The 17,960-nt window shown below is 48.2% G+C and carries 15 protein-coding genes; 8 read left to right on the plus strand and 7 right to left on the minus strand.

Annotated elements, in window-relative coordinates:
- From purF to purE, 8 genes are all read left to right on the plus strand, one after another.
- Positions 1–1,371 (plus strand): amidophosphoribosyltransferase, encoded by a 1,371-nt coding sequence (purF, locus tag CVV54_02930; GenBank protein PKL04933.1) that lies wholly within the window; start codon positions 1–3, stop codon positions 1,369–1,371.
- Between the two features lie 98 nt (positions 1,372–1,469).
- Positions 1,470–2,183 carry a phosphoribosylaminoimidazolesuccinocarboxamide synthase gene (locus CVV54_02935; GenBank protein PKL04934.1) on the plus strand — a complete coding sequence of 238 codons (714 nt, stop codon included), beginning with the start codon at positions 1,470–1,472 and terminating at the stop codon, positions 2,181–2,183.
- Between the two features lie 4 nt (positions 2,184–2,187).
- Positions 2,188–3,555, plus strand: coding sequence for an amidophosphoribosyltransferase (locus CVV54_02940; protein PKL04935.1), 1,368 nt, complete (start codon positions 2,188–2,190; stop codon positions 3,553–3,555).
- A 2-nt stretch (positions 3,556–3,557) separates the two neighbouring features.
- Positions 3,558–4,574: a phosphoribosylformylglycinamidine cyclo-ligase gene (locus CVV54_02945; protein PKL04936.1), complete on the plus strand. Its 1,017-nt coding sequence runs from the start codon at positions 3,558–3,560 to the stop codon at positions 4,572–4,574.
- Complete coding sequence (locus tag CVV54_02950) at positions 4,556–5,155, plus strand: phosphoribosylglycinamide formyltransferase (GenBank protein ID PKL04937.1); 600 nt, start codon at positions 4,556–4,558, stop codon at positions 5,153–5,155. The genes CVV54_02945 and CVV54_02950 overlap by 19 nt, the downstream gene beginning before the upstream one ends.
- On the plus strand, positions 5,152–6,687 hold the full coding sequence (locus CVV54_02955) for a bifunctional phosphoribosylaminoimidazolecarboxamide formyltransferase/IMP cyclohydrolase PurH (protein PKL04938.1): 1,536 nt from the start codon (positions 5,152–5,154) through the stop codon (positions 6,685–6,687). Before CVV54_02950 ends, CVV54_02955 begins: the two co-directional genes overlap by 4 nt.
- Before the next feature lie 12 nt (positions 6,688–6,699).
- The gene (locus CVV54_02960; GenBank protein ID PKL04939.1) at positions 6,700–7,983 is read left to right on the plus strand and encodes a phosphoribosylamine--glycine ligase; all 1,284 of its coding nucleotides are present in this window, start codon (positions 6,700–6,702) and stop codon (positions 7,981–7,983) included.
- 23 nt (positions 7,984–8,006) lie between these two features.
- Complete coding sequence (purE, locus tag CVV54_02965; GenBank protein PKL05050.1) at positions 8,007–8,501, plus strand: 5-(carboxyamino)imidazole ribonucleotide mutase; 495 nt, start codon at positions 8,007–8,009, stop codon at positions 8,499–8,501.
- A 473-nt stretch (positions 8,502–8,974) separates the two neighbouring features.
- Here purE and CVV54_02970 read toward each other — a convergent pair whose 3' ends face one another.
- The 7 genes from CVV54_02970 to CVV54_03000 form a co-directional block, all read right to left on the minus strand.
- Positions 8,975–9,781 (minus strand): hypothetical protein, encoded by an 807-nt coding sequence (locus CVV54_02970; protein PKL04940.1) that lies wholly within the window; start codon positions 9,779–9,781, stop codon positions 8,975–8,977.
- A 27-nt stretch (positions 9,782–9,808) separates the two neighbouring features.
- Positions 9,809–10,726 (minus strand): cysteine synthase A, encoded by a 918-nt coding sequence (gene cysK / locus CVV54_02975; protein PKL05051.1) that lies wholly within the window; start codon positions 10,724–10,726, stop codon positions 9,809–9,811.
- Between the two features lie 25 nt (positions 10,727–10,751).
- A complete protein-coding gene (locus CVV54_02980) occupies positions 10,752–11,012 on the minus strand; it encodes a thioredoxin family protein (protein ID PKL04941.1) in 261 nt (86 codons plus the stop codon).
- A gap of 45 nt (positions 11,013–11,057) precedes the next feature.
- On the minus strand, positions 11,058–11,516 hold the full coding sequence (locus CVV54_02985) for a hypothetical protein (protein PKL04942.1): 459 nt from the start codon (positions 11,514–11,516) through the stop codon (positions 11,058–11,060).
- Positions 11,513–15,250, minus strand: coding sequence for a hypothetical protein (locus CVV54_02990; GenBank protein PKL04943.1), 3,738 nt, complete (start codon positions 15,248–15,250; stop codon positions 11,513–11,515). Before CVV54_02990 ends, CVV54_02985 begins: the two co-directional genes overlap by 4 nt.
- Before the next feature lie 219 nt (positions 15,251–15,469).
- Entirely contained in the window at positions 15,470–16,957 is a 1,488-nt protein-coding gene (locus tag CVV54_02995; protein ID PKL04944.1) for a hypothetical protein, read from the minus strand.
- A 208-nt stretch (positions 16,958–17,165) separates the two neighbouring features.
- Entirely contained in the window at positions 17,166–17,948 is a 783-nt protein-coding gene (locus CVV54_03000) for a molybdenum hydroxylase (GenBank protein PKL04945.1), read from the minus strand.
- Positions 17,949–17,960: the final 12 nt, after the last annotated feature.

Below are 17,960 nucleotides of genomic sequence, written 5' to 3' on the forward strand. Positions count from 1 at the left end.
ATGTGCGGCGTTTTCGGCGCTTACAGCATGAACGGTGCCTCAGTACTTGAGGATGTCTATCTCGGTCTCTGCGCACTACAGCACAGGGGTCAGCTTTCTGCTGGCGTTGCATGGATAGAGGACGGGACCGTAAACATAAAGAAGGGTATGGGACTGGTCCACGAAGCACTGAGCCAGAACTGTCTTTCCCACATCCATGCAGATACTGCAATAGGACATGTAAGGTATGCAACGGCTGGAGGCACCCGGATAGAAGACTGCCAGCCCATCGGAGCAAATTATTCCCAGGGGCCTGTCGCCATCGCCCACAACGGAAACCTCACTAACGCCCATGGCCTCAGCGGCTATCTCGAAAACAGGGGAGCCATATTCCACACATCATCCGACACGGAGACCATCCTTCAGCTTATGGCCCACCAGCCGGGGGTCGTCCAGCTGGAAGCCCTTGAAAAATCTCTTGCGAAGATCCAGGGGGCATACAGCCTGGCGGTACTTTTTGACGGATGTCTCATAGCCGCAAGGGATCCTTGGGGTTTCCGGCCTCTGATCATCGGTCAAAGAGATGAGACTATCTACATAGCATCAGAGTCATGCGCTCTGGACATACTTGGGGCTGAGATAATCCGAGATGTTGAACCCGGCGAGATACTTGTCATAGACAGGAGGGGCATGATATCCCGAAAACTCCCGGTAAGCCCGCCCAAAAGATGCCACTGCTCTTTTGAATATGTTTATTTTGCGCGTCCCGACAGCGTTATAGACGGCAGATCCGTTTACAGGGCAAGAAAAGAACTGGGTGTCAAACTGGCTGAAACTGCAGTCCCGGAAAATTCTGTAGTCACAGGGATGCCGGACAGCGGCACACTTGCAGCCCTGGGATACGCCCAAAAATCATCGCTTCCCTTCGAGATGGGGATCGTGAGGAACCGGTATGTAGGCAGGACATTCATACAGCCCACCCAGCTCGTTAGAGAAATCGGGGTCAAGATAAAGCTTAACCCACAGCGCACAGCATTCATAGACAGAGAGGCTCTGGTAGTGGATGACTCTCTTGTCCGTGGAACGACCGCAGGAAGGATAGTATCCATGATAAGGGAGAGCGGAGCAAAAAAAGTCCACCTGCGCATAGCATCACCTCCGGTTTGTTTCCCATGTTATTACGGGATAGACACTCCAAGTTCAGATGAACTGGCGGCGGCACAGATGGACATACCCACCCTGTGCAAAAAGATAGGGGCGGACTCCCTTGAATACCTGACCTGCGAACAGCTCAGGAATGCGATAGGGCTTCCCTCGTCAGAACTCTGCACAGCCTGCTTTGACGGCAGCTACCTTGAGAATGAAGATTACTCCGATCTTCTGGAGGTCTGATCAAACCCTGGTCACCGTCTGCCGGCAGTTCAGGGTAAAAAATTAAAGACAGGCAAAACGAAAAACTCTGCACATAAAAATCTTTGGAGGTGCTTGAAATGGAACTGAATAAAAAGGATTTCATATACGAAGGCAAAGCAAAGAGGCTCTACACTACAGATGATCCGGATCTTGTAATAGTGGAATACAAGGACAGCTTCACCGCTTTCAACGGAGAGAAGAAGGCGACAATGAGCGGCAAAGGCCAGCTCAACAACAAAATAAGCTCAAAACTTTTCGGGTATCTCAAATCAAAAGGCATAGATTCACATTTCGTCAGGCAGATCGACGATGTTCATCAGGTCGTGACCAGAGTTTCCATCGTCCCCCTTGAAGTCATCGTGAGGAACATCACTACAGGATCGCTATGCAAAAGGCTGGGCGTTAAGGAAGGCATGGTGCTTCCCCGCCCTCTCGTGGAGTTCTGCTACAAAAACGATGAACTGGGTGATCCCATTGTCCTCGAAGATCATGCGATCCTTTTTGGATGGGCGACAGAGGAAGAAATTGCTAAGATCAAGGACATTTCACTCAAGGTAAACTCCGTGCTGAAAGAATATTTTGCAGAAAAGGGCATCGTCCTGGTCGACTTCAAACTTGAATTCGGCAAAGATTCAAAAGGAAACCTCATGCTTGCAGATGAGATCTCACCCGACACGTGCAGGTTCTGGGACAGCTCGACAGGAGACCGCCTCGATAAGGACCGCTTCCGTAAAGACCTGGGGAACGTCCTGGGTGCATACGAAGAGATCTGGAAGAGGATATCAGCGTAAAAAGATGAGTGGGATATTCGGGGCTTACAGCAAAACAGGCAAACCGGTCCTGGAGGAGGTATACCTCGGGCTTTACGCACTCCAGCACAGGGGACAGGAGTGTGCAGGCATAGCCTGGAGTGAGGGCGGGCGTATAGCTGCCGCAAAGGGAATGGGACTTCTCCATAATGCGATAGAACAGCAGTGCCTGACTCAAAAAAACGCTCCCTGCGCAATAGGACATGTGCGATACACACCGCTTTCGGGATCCCAGCTGCACAATGTGCTCCCAATAGGGGCAAACTATGCCAGGGGAGCTGTCGCAGTTTCGCATGACGGACTCATCACCAATCTGAAGGAACTGACGGCCCAGCTTGAGAAACAGGGGGCAATTTTCCAGTCATCAACAGATTCTGAGGCCATCCTCCATCTCATGGCCCACAAATCCCACATGCAGCCTCTGGATGCCCTCATAGATTCCCTCCGCAAGGTAAAAGGGTCATACGCTGTTATTGTCCTCCTTAACGGAGCCCTTGTAGCAGCACGTGATCCCTGGGGATTCAAACCCCTTGTGATAGGCAAAAAGGATGAGGATTACTATGCCGCTTCAGAATCTTGCGCCCTCGATATCGTTGGTGCCAAACTGCTCCGCGACGTTGAACCCGGCGAGATGATCGTCATTGACGAGAGAGGCATGAGAAGCCTGAAGATACATCACGAGTGCTTCCGAGGGATGAGATGTTCATTCGAGTATGTCTACACTGCCCGGCCCGACAGCATAATCGACGGCAGGTCGGTGTATGAAGCACGCAAAGAGATGGGACGGCTTCTGGCTGAACAGGCTCCGTGCCCGGAGGCAGACATAACGGCGGGAATGCCTGACAGCGGAACGATCGCTGCAGTCGGATACGCCGAAAGGTCCAACATACCGCTTGAAATGGGCGTTGTAAGAAACCGCTATGTCGGGCGAACCTTTATCCAGCCGACACAGAAAGTCCGTGACCTGGGTGTTAAAATTAAACTGAACCCGATATCTGAGGTTTTTAACAATAAAAAGGCAGTGGTAATTGACGATTCGATAGTTAGGGGGACAACTGCAGAGAGGGTAGTCTCAATGATAAGAGACTCGGGAGCATCCCAGGTGCATCTGAGGATAGCATCACCCCCCGTGGTCCATCCCTGCAGATATGGGATCGACACCAGAAAAGAAGAGACTCTTGCAGCCGTCCGCATGACTCTTCCTGAACTTTGCAAAAAGGTAGGCGCAGACTCCCTTGAGTACCTGAGCGAAGAAAACCTGACAGCAGCGATAGGACTGCAGGAGGATCAGATATGCACTGCCTGTTTCACAGGTAAATATCTTGATGAAAAAGATTTGAAAGCAGGTGAGTGATCTTGGATAACAACTTTACTTACGAAAAGGCAGGAGTCAGCATCGAAGCAGGTGACCTGTGGGTCGAAACCATAAAGGGCATGCTGAAAAAACGCCCGAAGGACCCTAACTGCGTTGGCGGAGTCGGTGGATTTGCAGGCCTTTACCGCATTGGCGGCGGAAAATGCATTGCAGCCTGCTGCGACGGCGTCGGCACAAAACTTGAACTGGCGAAGGAGACAGGGATCTACCGCGGGCTGGGACAGGACCTTGTCGCCATGAACGTCAACGACCTTGTCACGGGGGGAGCAAGACCACTCTTTTTCCTCGATTACGCTTCATGCGGGAAACTTAATGTTGATATTTTTAAAGAGATCGTTGAGGGTATCCTAGACGCATGCAGTGAAAGCATGTGCGCTCTGCTCGGAGGCGAAACGGCTGAAATGCCAGACGTCTATGGCGAAGAAGGGTTTGATCTGGCCGGATTTGCTGTCGGCATGATAGACGAAGACAAAATAATCGACGGAAGCGCAGTAAAAGAGGGTGACATCATCCTCGGGCTCAGCAGCTCCGGTGTCCACAGCAACGGATACAGCCTTGTAAGGAAGGCTCTCGGCAAAGGCGGGCTGAACGCGAAACTTGATGCGGTCCCTGCCGGATGGAACGAAAAACTTGCAGAAGCTGTCATGAGACCTACAAAATTATATGTAAGGCCTGCCCTTGCGGCAGTAGAAACCGGTGCCGTACACGGCATGGCACACATCACAGGCGGCGGGATGTACGGAAATGTCATCAGGATCATCCCCAAAGGACTCAACATCGAAATAGATTTCAGCTCATGGGAACGCCCAAAGATTTTTGAACTTATCCAGAGCGCAGGCATTGAGGAAGATGAAATGAGAAAAGTATTCAACCTCGGGATCGGGTTTGTCTTTATCGCTGACCCTGATGAGGCGCACCTGATCGAAAAAGCCCTCTCCGGTTCCGGAGAGAAAGCTGTGAAAATCGGAAGGGTAGTAAAGTGTTCCTCCCCCGCATAGCGATCCTGATCTCCGGCACTGGCTCCAACATGGAAGTCATCCTCAAAGCCTGTATTACCGGAGAACTGCCTGCGGAGGTATCTTTTGTGGGAAGCGACAACATAAACGCAAAAGGACTTGACACTGCGTCTGCCCTGGGAGCTCAGACACGAGTATTCTTTTACAAAAGGGACGGACGGAAGGCCGCAGAGGAAGCTATCGCCATGGCTATCAAGGATACAGAGACAGACTGGATAATACTTGCAGGCTTCATGAAGGTCCTCTCTCCTGAATTTGTAAGAAAGTTCCCTTGTAAAATCATAAATATCCACCCTGCAATGCTGCCCTCATTCCCCGGCGCCCACGGGATACGTGACGCGTGGGAGGCGAAGGCGGACCACACCGGCGTAACTGTCCACATAGTTGACGAAGAGGTTGACCACGGACACATACTCGCCCAGGAAAGGGTCGACATCCTTCCTGAAGATACGCTGGAAACTCTTGAAGAGAGAATTCACAGGGTCGAACACAGGATATACAAAGAGACTCTGATAAAACATTTTTCAGAAAATCCGATATCTATCGAAGAGCGGGAGGAATAATGATGATGGAGACAAGAAAAGCGCTTATATCTGTCTGGGATAAGACAGGTGTTCTCGAATTGGCAAAGGGACTCGCTGCACACGGATACGAGATAGTTTCAAGCTCAGGAACTGCAAAGCACCTTGAAGAGGGCGGATTAAAAGTTACTGAAGTAGTTGACATGACCGGACTTCCTGCGATCCTTGGCGGAAGGGTGAAGACCCTCCATCCGGCTGTTATGGGCGGAATACTTGCAAGAAGGGGTATGGCCCAGGATGACGAGGACAGAAAGAAGTTTTCCATCCCGCTCATCGACGTTGTTGTGTGCACGCTCTATCCCTTTGAAGAGACAGCTCAAAAAGGGGCTGACCTCGACCATCTTATTGAAAAGATCGACATAGGCGGAGTCTCCCTGATCAGGGCGGCTGCAAAAAACTACTACCACGTAACAGTTGTGACTGATATTGCAGATTACGGGTGCGTCCTTGAGGAGCTTGAGAAGAAACAGGAATTCACGCTTGAATTCAAACAGAAGCTCGCCCTCAAGGCCTTCCGCCTTACTTCATCATATGACGCAACGATATACAAGGGCCTTTGCTCAGAGATAGGCACTGAAGAAGAAACCGGGGAAGACAAGATCCTTCCGCTGCGTAAGGTACAGGACCTGAGATACGGTGAAAACCCGCACCAGAAAGCCGCGCTCTTCCTTCCCCCGCTTGAGAAACAGCCATTCGAACAGCACTCAGGGAAGGAACTTTCCTACAACAACCTTCTTGACCTTGATACACTTCTTCGCGGATGCTCAGTATTCCAGGACCTCTGCGCCTGCACGATCGTAAAACACACAACGCCATGCGGTACCGCTCATGGCAAGACACCTCTCGAGGCATTCAGAAAAGCCCTTGAGTGCGATCCTGTATCTGCATTCGGCGGCATAATAGGAATGACAAGAAATGTCGACATGGAGACTGCAAAGGCTATCACTGAGACATTCTTTGAGATAGTCGCTGCGCCTTCTTATGGTGAAGGCGTGATCGAATGGTTCAGGGAAAAGAAACCCAACCTCAGAGTCCTGACCATAACCCCCGGATATGCCCCAAAACTTCAGATAACAGGAAACAGGTGCGGCTTCCTTGTTCAGGAGGATATGCTTCCGGTCCTTCCCAAGATGGATGAAGGCAAGTGGATCGGCAACGCAAGACCCGACCTCTGGGATGACATTATTTTCGCATGGAAGACAGCTGCTATCACCAAGAGCAACTCGATCGTTCTGGTAAAGGACGGAGCTGCAGTAGGAATAGGAGGAGGCTTCACCAACAGGGTCGACGCGGCAGAGTACGCGCTGAGGCTTGCCTGTGAAAAGGCAAAGGGCGCAGTCATGGCTTCAGACGCATTCTTCCCCTTCCCCGACACTATAGAACTTGCTGCAAAAGAAGGAGTCGCTGCTGTCATACAGCCAGGCGGATCGATCAAAGACGAAGAAGTATTCAAACGGGCTGAAGAGCTTGGAATAAGCATGTTCGTCGGCGGCAGCCGTACGTTCAGGCACTAAGGGGGGTCTCTCATGAGGATTATGGTACTTGGGGGCGGCGGACGCGAGCATGCGGTCGTCCACGCTTTTTCAAAATCCAAGATCGTCACAAAACTTCACTGCTGTCCCGGAAATCCCGGAATATCAAAGCTTGCTGCATGTCACGCAGGAAACCCATCAGACCCCTTTCAGATGACAGCGCTGTGCAAAAGGCTTGATATCGACCTGGTCTTCATTGGCCCGGAAGCCCCGCTGGTGGCAGGAACAGCTGACGCATTGAGAGATGCAGGCATTCTTGTGATGGGACCTGGCAAACTTGGAGCGCAGCTTGAAGGCAGTAAAGTATTTTCAAAAAATTTCATGGAAAAACATGGAATACCAACTTCTTCCTTCGACTGCTGCAACAACATTGAAGAGTGCGAAAAAGCCCTCGACAAGAGATCTGCTCCCTATGTGGTGAAGGCAGACGGCCTTGCTGCAGGAAAAGGGGCCTTTCTTCCTGATACCAAGGAAGAGGCTATGACGATCTGCAGCATGATGCTTGACGACATGATCCTTGGATCAGCAGGCAGAAATATAATCATAGAGGACTACGTCCAAGGACAGGAAATGACTATCCTTGCCATAACGGACGGGAATACAGTCAGGATACTGCCTTCGAGCCAGGACCATAAGAGAGCTCTTGACGGGGACAAGGGAAACAATACAGGAGGCATGGGAGCCTATTCCCCAGTACCGTGGGTCGACAGCTCTTTCATGAAAAAGGTCGAGGATGTTGTGCTGATGCCCACGCTGGAAGGACTCAAAAAAGAGAACATTCCCTTTTGCGGAGTCATTTACGCCGGCATCATGATAAAACCTGACGGTTCGCTCTCTGTACTGGAGTACAATGTAAGGCTCGGAGATCCGGAAGCACAGGTAGTCCTTCCTGTATTTGCCGGAGATTTTGGAGAGGCGATCTTCTCCTGCTGCAAGGGTGATCTGGCTAAGGTCGAATGGCCTGTCCCGGAACATTTCGCACTGGGAGTCGTAATGGCATCGGGTGGATACCCTGACAAGTACCAGACTGGCTACGAAATAGTGATCCGTGACGAGGAAGTGCACGACACATACATCTACCATGCAGGAACAGCACATGACAACACCGGGACTCTCGTAACATCTGGAGGACGTGTCCTCACCGTAGTAGGAATAGCTCCGACTCTCAAAGAGGCGAAAGACCTTGCTTACAGACGCGTTAAAACGGTCTATTTTAGGGATGCGCATTACAGGAAAGACATAGGAGACAAATCATTGAAAGGGGAGGATCAGAAGTGAAAACTCCCCGGATAGGGATAATAATGGGCTCGGCGTCAGACATCCCTGTGATCGAAAAAGGCGTTGAGGTGCTCGATGAGCTCGGAATACCATATGAAGTGGCAATAGCATCCGCGCACAGGACCCCGCGTGACGTTGAGGGATACGCGGTCAACGCCTCAAAAAGAGGTATTCAGGTGATCATCGCGGCAGCTGGACTTTCAGCGGCACTGCCAGGGGTCGTGGCTGCTGCTACAAACCTGCCTGTGATAGGCATCCCCGTAAAGGGCGGAGCGCTTGACGGACTTGACGCGCTGCTCTCTGTCACGCAGATGCCTCCTGGAGTTCCTGTCGGTTCGGTAGGCCTTAACGCTTCATTGAATGCATGCCTTATGGCAGCAAGAATAATAGCGATAAATGACAGGGAGATATCTCAAAAACTTGAAGCCTGGACAAAGAAAAGAGCTTCTGCCGTAGCGGAGAGCCGCTCTAAGCTTGCAGACCTCCCTGCAGCTCCTGAAGAGGCGTACAAAATATAAAGACGGCTGAGCAATGGCTGAGCAGTTGCTGAGCAATAGCTGAGCGGTCGTAGGGGCCAAGGGCAGGGGCGGGGAATTCGCTTCCTTCGGCCTCTGGAGAATTTGCAGCTGAGAAACGCTGCGGAGAATTTGCAACGCTTTGCGATGCTCGCGTTGCGGAGAATTGCAGCCTTTGGCTGCGCAGGTTAGCAATCTTCCTCTTTCTCGGACATTGGCCTTACTCTCCGTCGTCCCCGAGTGCCTCTATCGTGGATTTAGGGACTTAAGATCTTTAGCTCTAGATCCTTGCTATTACTAAACTTTTGAACCTAAACTAAAAGCACCATCGCTCCCAATGAGATCTTTCAGGAACGATGGTGCTTTTTAATCTCCGCGGCCCAGAGGCTGCAGATTCTCCTGCTTTTACAATTGCTCAGCAACCGCTCAGCTATTGCTCAGCCATTGCTCAGCGGCCGGTGATTTTCCGGCCTCTTTCATCTCCCCTTAAAGACAGGCTTTTCCTTCCTGAAAAATGAGCCTACCGCATTTTTGTGATCTTCGGTCTGTATGCATTGCGCCTGGAGCAGGGCCTCCTGCTCCAGCAGCTGATCGAGCGTCATTACGGTTGAAGCGTTGATCAGTGCTTTTGCCATTCTGTGAGCAAAAGACGGGCCCTGCGCGATCTTTTTTGCCAGCTCAAACGACTCTTCGATCAGTTTTTCTGCAGACGTGACCCTATTCACTATCCCGATCTCCATCGCTTCGGCCGCAGAAATGTTTCTTCCTGTGAATACAAGTTCTTTTGCTTTCTGAAGGCCTACCAGCCTTGGAAGTGCATAGAGGCCTCCAAGGTCAGGGATCAGACCCACGTTTACAAATGCCATCCCGAACTTTGCGTCCTCTGATGCAACTATCATGTCCGTGTGGAGTGCTACACAGAACCCTGCCCCGACTGCATACCCGTTGACCGCTGCAATGGTCGGCTTGCACATCCCGGCAAACTGCTTAACCCAGGGGGCAAAACTTTTCATGTAAAGATACCCTTCGTTGGCATCAAATCCCTCTGAAAATCTCTTAAGGTCTCCTCCCGCACAGAATGCTCTGCCTGTTCCGGTAAGTATCACGGCCCTTACGGACTCATCTCTTTCCACGTCTGATGTCGCATCGCAGAGCTCTTCAAAGAGGAGACTTTCAAGAGCGTTCATCGACTCAGGGGAATTCATTCTTATAACTGCGACATTTTGTTCTTTAACAAGCTCTATTTTTTTATATCCGGACATCTCATCACTCCTTAATGTCATGCCCCGCACAGTTCGGGGACCCGTCCATTATGCCGAAAAAATGCTGAGATACTTATCTCCCCTGTCAGGCTGAACAGTGACAACTATGCTGTCTTCAGAAAGTTTTTTGGCTTCCTGCAGTGCCGCCCATACGTTTGCGCCTGTAGATATGCCGCTGAAAAGCCCCTCTTCTGCAGCAAGCCACCTGGCTGTTGCAAGGGCATCCTCGTCGCTTACCCTTTCGAACCTCGCAACTGTTGATCTGTTGAGATTTTTGGGCACAAAGTTTGCCCCTATGCCCTGTATTTTATGCGGGCCGGATCTGCCCTCGGTAACGATCGGACTCGAGAGCGGCTCTACAGCGATTATCCTCACATCAGGGAACTTACTGCGAAGCACCTTTCCTACTCCGCTGACCGTACCGCCTGTGCCAAACCCGGCTACAAAAGCAGCTATTTTTTTGTCCTTCGGAATCTGCCTCAGTATCTCAGGCCCTGTAGTCATCTCGTGTGCCCATGGATTGCCTTCGTTTGAAAACTGGTCCAGCATCAGGGCTTTCTTCTCCTTTGAGAGAAACTCGCAGGCGGCGTTTACAGACCCCTGCATCCCTTCCCTTGCCGGGGTGAGGATAAGTTCTGCGCCGAAGGAAGATAGTATCGTCCTTCTCTCTACAGACATCGACTCAGGCATTGTGAGTACGACCCTCAGCCCCATAGCTCTTCCAAGCAGAGCAAGCCCTATGCCTGTATTGCCGCTTGTCGGTTCCACAAGGACCGTATCGCTCTTCAGGTCGCCTTTGAGCTCGGCCATTTTGAGCATTCCCCATACCGCCCGGTCCTTTATCGATCCTCCGGGGTTGGAACCTTCCAGCTTTATCCAGACACCTGCTCCTCCGGTCTTTGTCTTGAGTTTATAGAGCGGAGTATTGCCTATCAGTTTTAATATTTCGATATCGTCAACTTTCATCTGCACCATTCCTGTCTTATCCGATCTATTCAGCTGCCTTTTCAAAGACTGCCCTGACCTTGTCTTCATCTACTGTTCCCTCATGTACCTTTTCTTCTCCTACAAAAAAGCATGGCACGTAGAAATAATCACATTTATCAGCCTCTTCGGGCTGCAATTTTTCATCGATCATCACAAACGGTATATTTTTGTATTCGGGATTAGTGTCAAGAAGCGACGATATTATCTTCCTCGCTTTTGCACAGTGCGGACAGCTTTCGAACATGAACATCCTGATCTCCTTCATTTTTAGCCCTCCTTCTCTTTGTGTAAAAATACAGCAGTTTCAGGATCAGTTATGGATCACTACATAAAAATTCAGCCAGAAGGCAAAAAATCCCCAAAGAAAATATGGGATAAGAAGTACGGCAGCAGGACGGTCGTGCCTCGTAAATTCCGCCGCAGTCCACAGCAGGGAACAAATAAGCAAAAATAGGACGGCAAGAGCGCAGGATGGCTGTTTGTAGTGGAAAAAGACCCAGCTCCATGCAAGATTCAGCAATAGCTGGACCATGTAGGGTAAAAGTGCTCTGAAATCTGCCTTCCTAGCAACCCTGAAAGCAGAATATCCCATGAGTGCGTAAAGAAAAGACCACACTATGGGAAAAGCTATATTGGGAGGAGTCAATGAAGATCGGGCAAGGCTGCTGTACCAGAGCATCGAGTTTTCGTCCATAGCCCTGCTTCCCAAAAATGCGACTGTAAAGGAAAGGCCCTCCCAGAACAGCAAAGAACGGAAAAATTTCATCATTTTTCCTTAGACACCTTTCTCTTTTTCATCTCAATAATATTTCTCTTGCTTATCTCATCAGCCACAAAGTACGCAACGGATTCAAGCACGTACATATCCCCTTTGTATTTCCTAGGGGTGTCCACACCTAGGAATCCCCAGAACTTTCCTTTTATTGTTATCGGAATGGCATACATATCCACGATATCCTGTTTTGCAAGCCTTTCGTACTCATCAGGATCGGTCTCCTTGAATTCGGATATGTCTGCCAGAAGCACAGGTTCCTGTTTTGTAAAAGCTTTATGCCAAAGCGGAGACTTGTCCAGCGGAAAATTCTGGAGGTTGCCTATCTCCGGGGCTACATCCTCCGCAAGCCACTCGTTGGTCATGCTTATAGTATGCCCGTCCTCGTTTATACGCATCATGTAGCTCCTGTCTGCTTTGTACAGGTCTGCGACACGCTTCAGGATGACGCTCATTGATTCTTCAAGGTCAGACGCATTCGCCATCTCCCCAATGCCTTCCAAAAGCGCCTTTTCTATCTTCAGCCTTGAAGAAAGCATTTTTTGCTGTTCCTGTTTCTCTGTCAGGTTGATCCACCATTCGATCCTCGCAAGCCTTCCGTTCCAGTCCAGAAGCTTGTCCTTAAGCATATAGTAATATCCGGAATTGGTATCTGTGCGTTCCCACACATAATATTTATCCTTAGAAAGCAAGTGCATCGTGCAGAAAGAGCATGGCTGGTCTGATCCAAATAAAAACTCATAGCACTTATGGTTTTTAAAATCCTTTCCCTTAAGCCAGGGCTGTTCTCTTCCTGGACTGTTAAGGTAGAGTAATTCGTAACTCTCTGCATCACTTACGTATACGATGTCATCAGTCTCATCCAGCATTACCTCCCAGTTCCTCATCTGGGCTTCTTTCTCATCATACTCGACACGCTCTCTCGCCCTCAAAACAAAGAGGCTTATCGTGTTAGATATAGTACAAATAGTATCCATTTCTTCCTTTGTAAAAAGATGCTTCTCTTTATAATGCTCAAAACAAAGGACTGCCTTTCTTTTTTCATGCTCAATAATATAGCAGAGCATAACAGACTTTACACCCCGGTCACGCATGTTGTCATTTTCAAGGAAATCAGGAACACCAATTTCAACATCGCTGCATAAAAGAATGTCGTTTTCATCAAGATGTGACTTTATCGAAGACCATTCATCCGCTGCAAATCTTTTTCCGTCGACTTTCAAAGCGTCGACTCCCTCATCGCACCATTCATATAAGACTTCATAGTATGTATCGTCCTCTGAGAACACCGAGACATCGACACGCCCCAGATTAAAGGACTTTCCTACGAAATCAAGCAGTATCGGAACAGCCGCATCCACATCCTCGTACTGATAGAACAGTTTAAGGATATATTCCGCAACGTTTTCCCTGAAATTTTTCTGGACAAGTCCGTGAATTGCGTTGATCTCTGTAGGTTCCCTTGTTCCTATATTTCTTGACAGGTCATTGATATCCATAGAATCTGAATAGAAGTTATATTGATTTTTTCCGCTGCTCTTTGAGAAATAGAGTGAAAGGTCCGCTTTCTGCATCAATTTCTCATAGGTAGTGCCATTCCATGGATAAAGAGATATGCCTATGCTGCAGGATATGCCGTACTCTACGCCCTTTTTCCGGAAAGACCGTTTAAAGGCGTTCAATATGCTCTCAGCTTTCTTTTGCACTACGGCAGTTTCCTTTACATTTGTCATGAAGACAACAAATTCGTCTCCTCCGATCCTGCCCGTTATATCAGAATCCCTGAAAAGGGATTTGAGTGTACGGGCAAGTTCGCTGAGGACGGCGTCACCATACAGGTGACCAAGTGTATCGTTGACACGCTTAAAGTTATCGATATCGAGCATCATGAATACTCCCTGGTTTTGTGTGCTGTTTATATAACTTTCTATAAGATCTCTTGTTGACGTCTTGTTATAGAGCTGAGTGAGCGGATCTTTCATCGCAATCTCTTCTGCGGACTGTAGCTTTCTTTTTTGCTCATCTATGTCTGTAAGAAGACCAACTACCTTTACAGGTTTTCCTGATTCATCGAATATTGTGGTCATTAAGGTTTTATACCAGAGAGTATCCCCAAATTTGTTGACGAGGTTGACCTCGATAGAGTTTCCCTTAATCCCTTCTTTAAACTGTTCGAGAAATGTGATCAGGTCTTTTGTGTTTTCCTGTGAAAAAGCTCTGTAGTCTTCGATACTGTATGGGAAATTTTCATAACTGGGGAGAGGGTCGAAGAAATCCAAAAAATTATCGGAATGTGAAATCGTGCCTGTTTCAATGTCCCATTCAAAAAAAATTACGTTAGTAAGTTTCTTGACAATATCAAACTGTTCCTTGCTTACATAGAGCTCCTGGTCCGCCAGCTTAATATCTGTTATGTCAGTGATGATACCAACTATCTCCCTCGTCCCGGCTTCTCCGTTTACATAATCAACACTCAGGCAGGCCCACCTGGCGCTCCCGTCATCCATTCCCAGTTTCAGTTCAGTCTCGAATGCATCTTCATTCTTTACCTTTAGTTCTATGTCCTGTTTCGTCTCTTCAGAAAGAGGTGCGGATAAAATGTTCATGATGTTATTATCGTATTCCTTTTCAAATATCTCCTTCGTTTTGCCTATAAGCTTGTAAAACCTCTCGTTTGCAGATTTAATACGCCATTTTTCTCCCTGACGGACATATCTTACTATCCCTCCGGGCATGCTGTCGTATATAAGGGAAAGCTCCCTGTTCGCACTTTCGATGATCTCTGAATTTCTCTTTATCGCAACGAAGAAATAGTGCATGACCGCTGCAAAAGCAATTAAGGACACCAGCACAAATGCTAACCCTTTAAAGAAATGTCCGGATGCTGCAGAAAAAACCACATCTTCAGGAACAGAGGTTATAAGGTACATGTCAGCTAGATCTATCGGCATATAACTCACAGCCCTGTTGCCGCTTTTGATCGGGTATATCATTTCTCCCGAGGTTCCTTTTCCCATTCCGTCGGCAATGGCTGTGTAATATATTTTTCCGTCAGCTCCCCCCGGAACTGATGAAAAAAGTTCCTCAAGAGTATTTGCTTTTTTGTTTGCTATGGGGTGGTCTGACCTTGCAATGATAGATCCGTCTTTTGAGAGAAGATAACAGTAGCCTGTTCCATTAAAAATATCAAAGGTCACCAGTTCGTTCAGTTTATCTCTGTAGAACCTTGCGGAAAGGACCCCTATTATTTCATCATTGTGTCTTACGGGTGAGTTGATAGTAAGATAATTGCCCGCTTCTGAATTAAAGACCTTGATATCAGAGTAAAAACTGTTTTTCGATATGAGATCTTTATAATAGTTTCTCTCCGAATCACTGTTCATATTGCCAAAGTACATATTTCCGTCTCTTTTTATAAGGTAGAGAGCGCCAAAATCTGCAAACCAGTCCTGCTCCCTTATATACTTTATTGCCTCAGCTGAATTAAGATCCTCTGTCATTCTGCCGAGATTTATCGATATGCTCGATACGAAATTCCTGTTTATCTCAAGATTCTGTCTGAGCATGAGAACATTCTGCCTTTCAAGATCATGCATGGATGCAAAGATCTCTTTTTTGGCATTAGTGTATGTCATATTCATGAATATAAGTGCAGAGAGAATAAAGACAAGGGCAGCCATTATCGCCACGGATTTGATCTTTTTGCTGCTCTGTTCCCATGTTATCGCCAATCTATCTACCTCCCCTGCAACATATTATCAGTGGATACCAAAATGGGATATTACTATGATTATAACTTCATTATAGTATTTTACATTCTAAAATACCTTTGAATGAATATATAATCGGCAATATTCGAATCATCATCCAAATAAAAAAAGCTATTGCAGCTTTGCCATGACAACAAAAATACAGTAATCAAAAACATACAAATTACCGCAGGCCGATGATCAGTTCTCTTCCCTGAAATGTGTACCCAGTGAATGCTTCCTCAGAATTGCTCCATCCGCAACAGCAGAGGCTGTATCCGTCAGTCCTCTCATTTCCAATGCCAGGAGCATCTCAATAGGACTATTTATCAGCAGTGCCCTCTCCTCCGTATCCCGGATCTTCTCCTGCGCGAGCAGGATGCCTTTTTCGTTCCTTAAAGGTCCAAGCAGATCCCAGACAGCTTTCTGCAACTCTGCCCGCAGAATTGACGGCTCTGTGCCTTTTTCAGAACTTACAACCGGTGGGCGGTCGATTGGTTCGTGGTGGAATTTTGTCTCCCAGACAGCATCCCCGGCCGCGTTCCTTCCGGCAATGATCCCAAAAGTCACTATGTTTGAAAATGCGTTCCCGCCTATCCGGTTTGCCCCGTCAACTCCACCGGTAGCCTCTCCACACGCAAAAAGGCCGGAGATCCCTGTCCTGCACTCATCATCTATCTTTATTCCGCCGGACATATAATGCTCTATCGGAGAGATTCTTACTGGCCGCCTGAAATGATCGAAAAACCTCCGGTCTATCGTAAGTGAATACTGAAGTCCGCGATCCTCCCATTTTTCGTCATGTACATCTTCAAGATGGGCAAAGACAGGGCCTTTCTCTTCTTTTTTTGCCATGAGGACAGAGCATCTGTCCCTCGCAAAGAGGTTAGCCTCCGCGCCATTTTTATATCCCCACTCTTTTATTGCCCTGATAAAAAATTCATCTCCGGCATCATCTGTGATCCTAACATGATCCACAAGACCTGTATCTGCCAGCCATACGGGCAACCCAGGCTCCGCCCAGCCGATCGGGTAGAACTGGACAAACTCCATATCTATAAGCTCAACTCCCGCCCTTTTTGCAAGCGAATAGCCATCGCCTGTCATTCTTGCAGGGTTGTCGCTCCTCCTGTATATCTGTCCGCCTCCGCCCGTTGCTATAATTACCGCGTCAGCCTTCAACGACAACGGCTTTCCTGTTCTCCAGTCAACGGCACTGACGCCGGAGATCTTTTCTTTGATCAGGTCAAGAGATGTAACAACAGTCCATTCAATAAACTTAACGTTGGATCTTTTTGCGATCTCCACCAGCTGCCCTACAAACCCTGCCCCTCCCATCAGTTCATTGGGAGCGGTAGACCGTGTGTTCGCACTTCCGCGTGTAAATTCTATCTTGACGCCAAGCTCTGCAAGCCTTTTAAGGCTATCTTCGCTCTTATCGGAAAGGACTCTGACCAGAGAAGGGTCATTTATTCCCTTTCCGACCTCTAAAGTCTTTGTGAAATGTTCTTCCCTGCTCATTCCGCAGACAGGGACCGTAAAAAATCCTGCCCCATAAGCAGTACACGTTCCCAAACCCGCCGAGGTCTTTGTTATTACGGTCACATCAGCCCCGGCCATAGAAGCCTCTGTCGCTGCGGTAAGACCTGCGCCTCCCGCACCAACAACTATTACCTTTTTCTGAGTCATCTGATCACCCCATTTGATTATCTTACTATTAGTTTTTAACGTCAATACTATAACAGAGCAAAGCGATGAAATGATAAAAATCGATCAACAATTAAAAAAATGGCAGCTACAGAGAATAAGAGTTCTCTGAGCTGCCATAATATTAAGATGATCTGAGATCGTTTTATTGTAATTTAAAAAAGCAACGTGATTTTATGTCAACAAAATTTCATGAACTCATTATGACTTCCAGAACTCCCCCGGCTATGGCGAGGGCTTTGTCTGTAATACTGAAGCAGTGTTCCCTCTCCCCTCTTGGATCTATGTCACCTATCTTGAGTCCTTTTTTAACTTTTACTGAAGGGTGTATCAATCCCCTGACTATACCCTCTATCTGGGAACATACAGGAAGACCTTCAACATGAGCAACAACATCGCCGGGAATAACTGAGTCGCCTATGCTTTTTACGGGTATCACGTAACCTTCGCCCGGGGATCTTAGCAGCCTTTCAATAGTGTATCCTTTGATCAGTCCGGGAACTCCCGTGTTGGGTATGGCAGAGCCATTCCTTATGACTCTGCCAAGCCAATGTCCCCGTTTTGTTTCTATCACTGCGTCTACATCCCCTGGCGCTGAAAAACCGGGACCAATTCCTATTACCAGAGGCGCCATTTCTTTGTTGGTTCCCAGGTTTCGTTTTGCCATTATCGCATCAACAAGGATGTCGGGTTTCAGTATGCTGATAGATTCCCCTTCCGGGTCGACCAGCACCGATATCCTGCTCCTGTCGAAGGAAAAATCGTTCAGAGAATCTATCCTGACTGCTTCCATGTCTTCAATAACTGTCGATCCGTCAAATACTGCAGAGGCTGCTGATACTGTCCTTCTGACAACCAGAGGTGTCTCTATCTCAAGAGAAAGCACAGCATAGCCTGCTTTCCAGAGTCTGTAGATTATTCCTGTTGCCAGGTCGCCGCCACCCCTGACTATTGCAAGTTTATTTCCTGCCATTGAAGGACACCT

It is taken from the genome of Synergistetes bacterium HGW-Synergistetes-1, from assembly GCA_002839185.1.
Lineage (GTDB): Bacteria > Synergistota > Synergistia > Synergistales > Synergistaceae > Caenicola.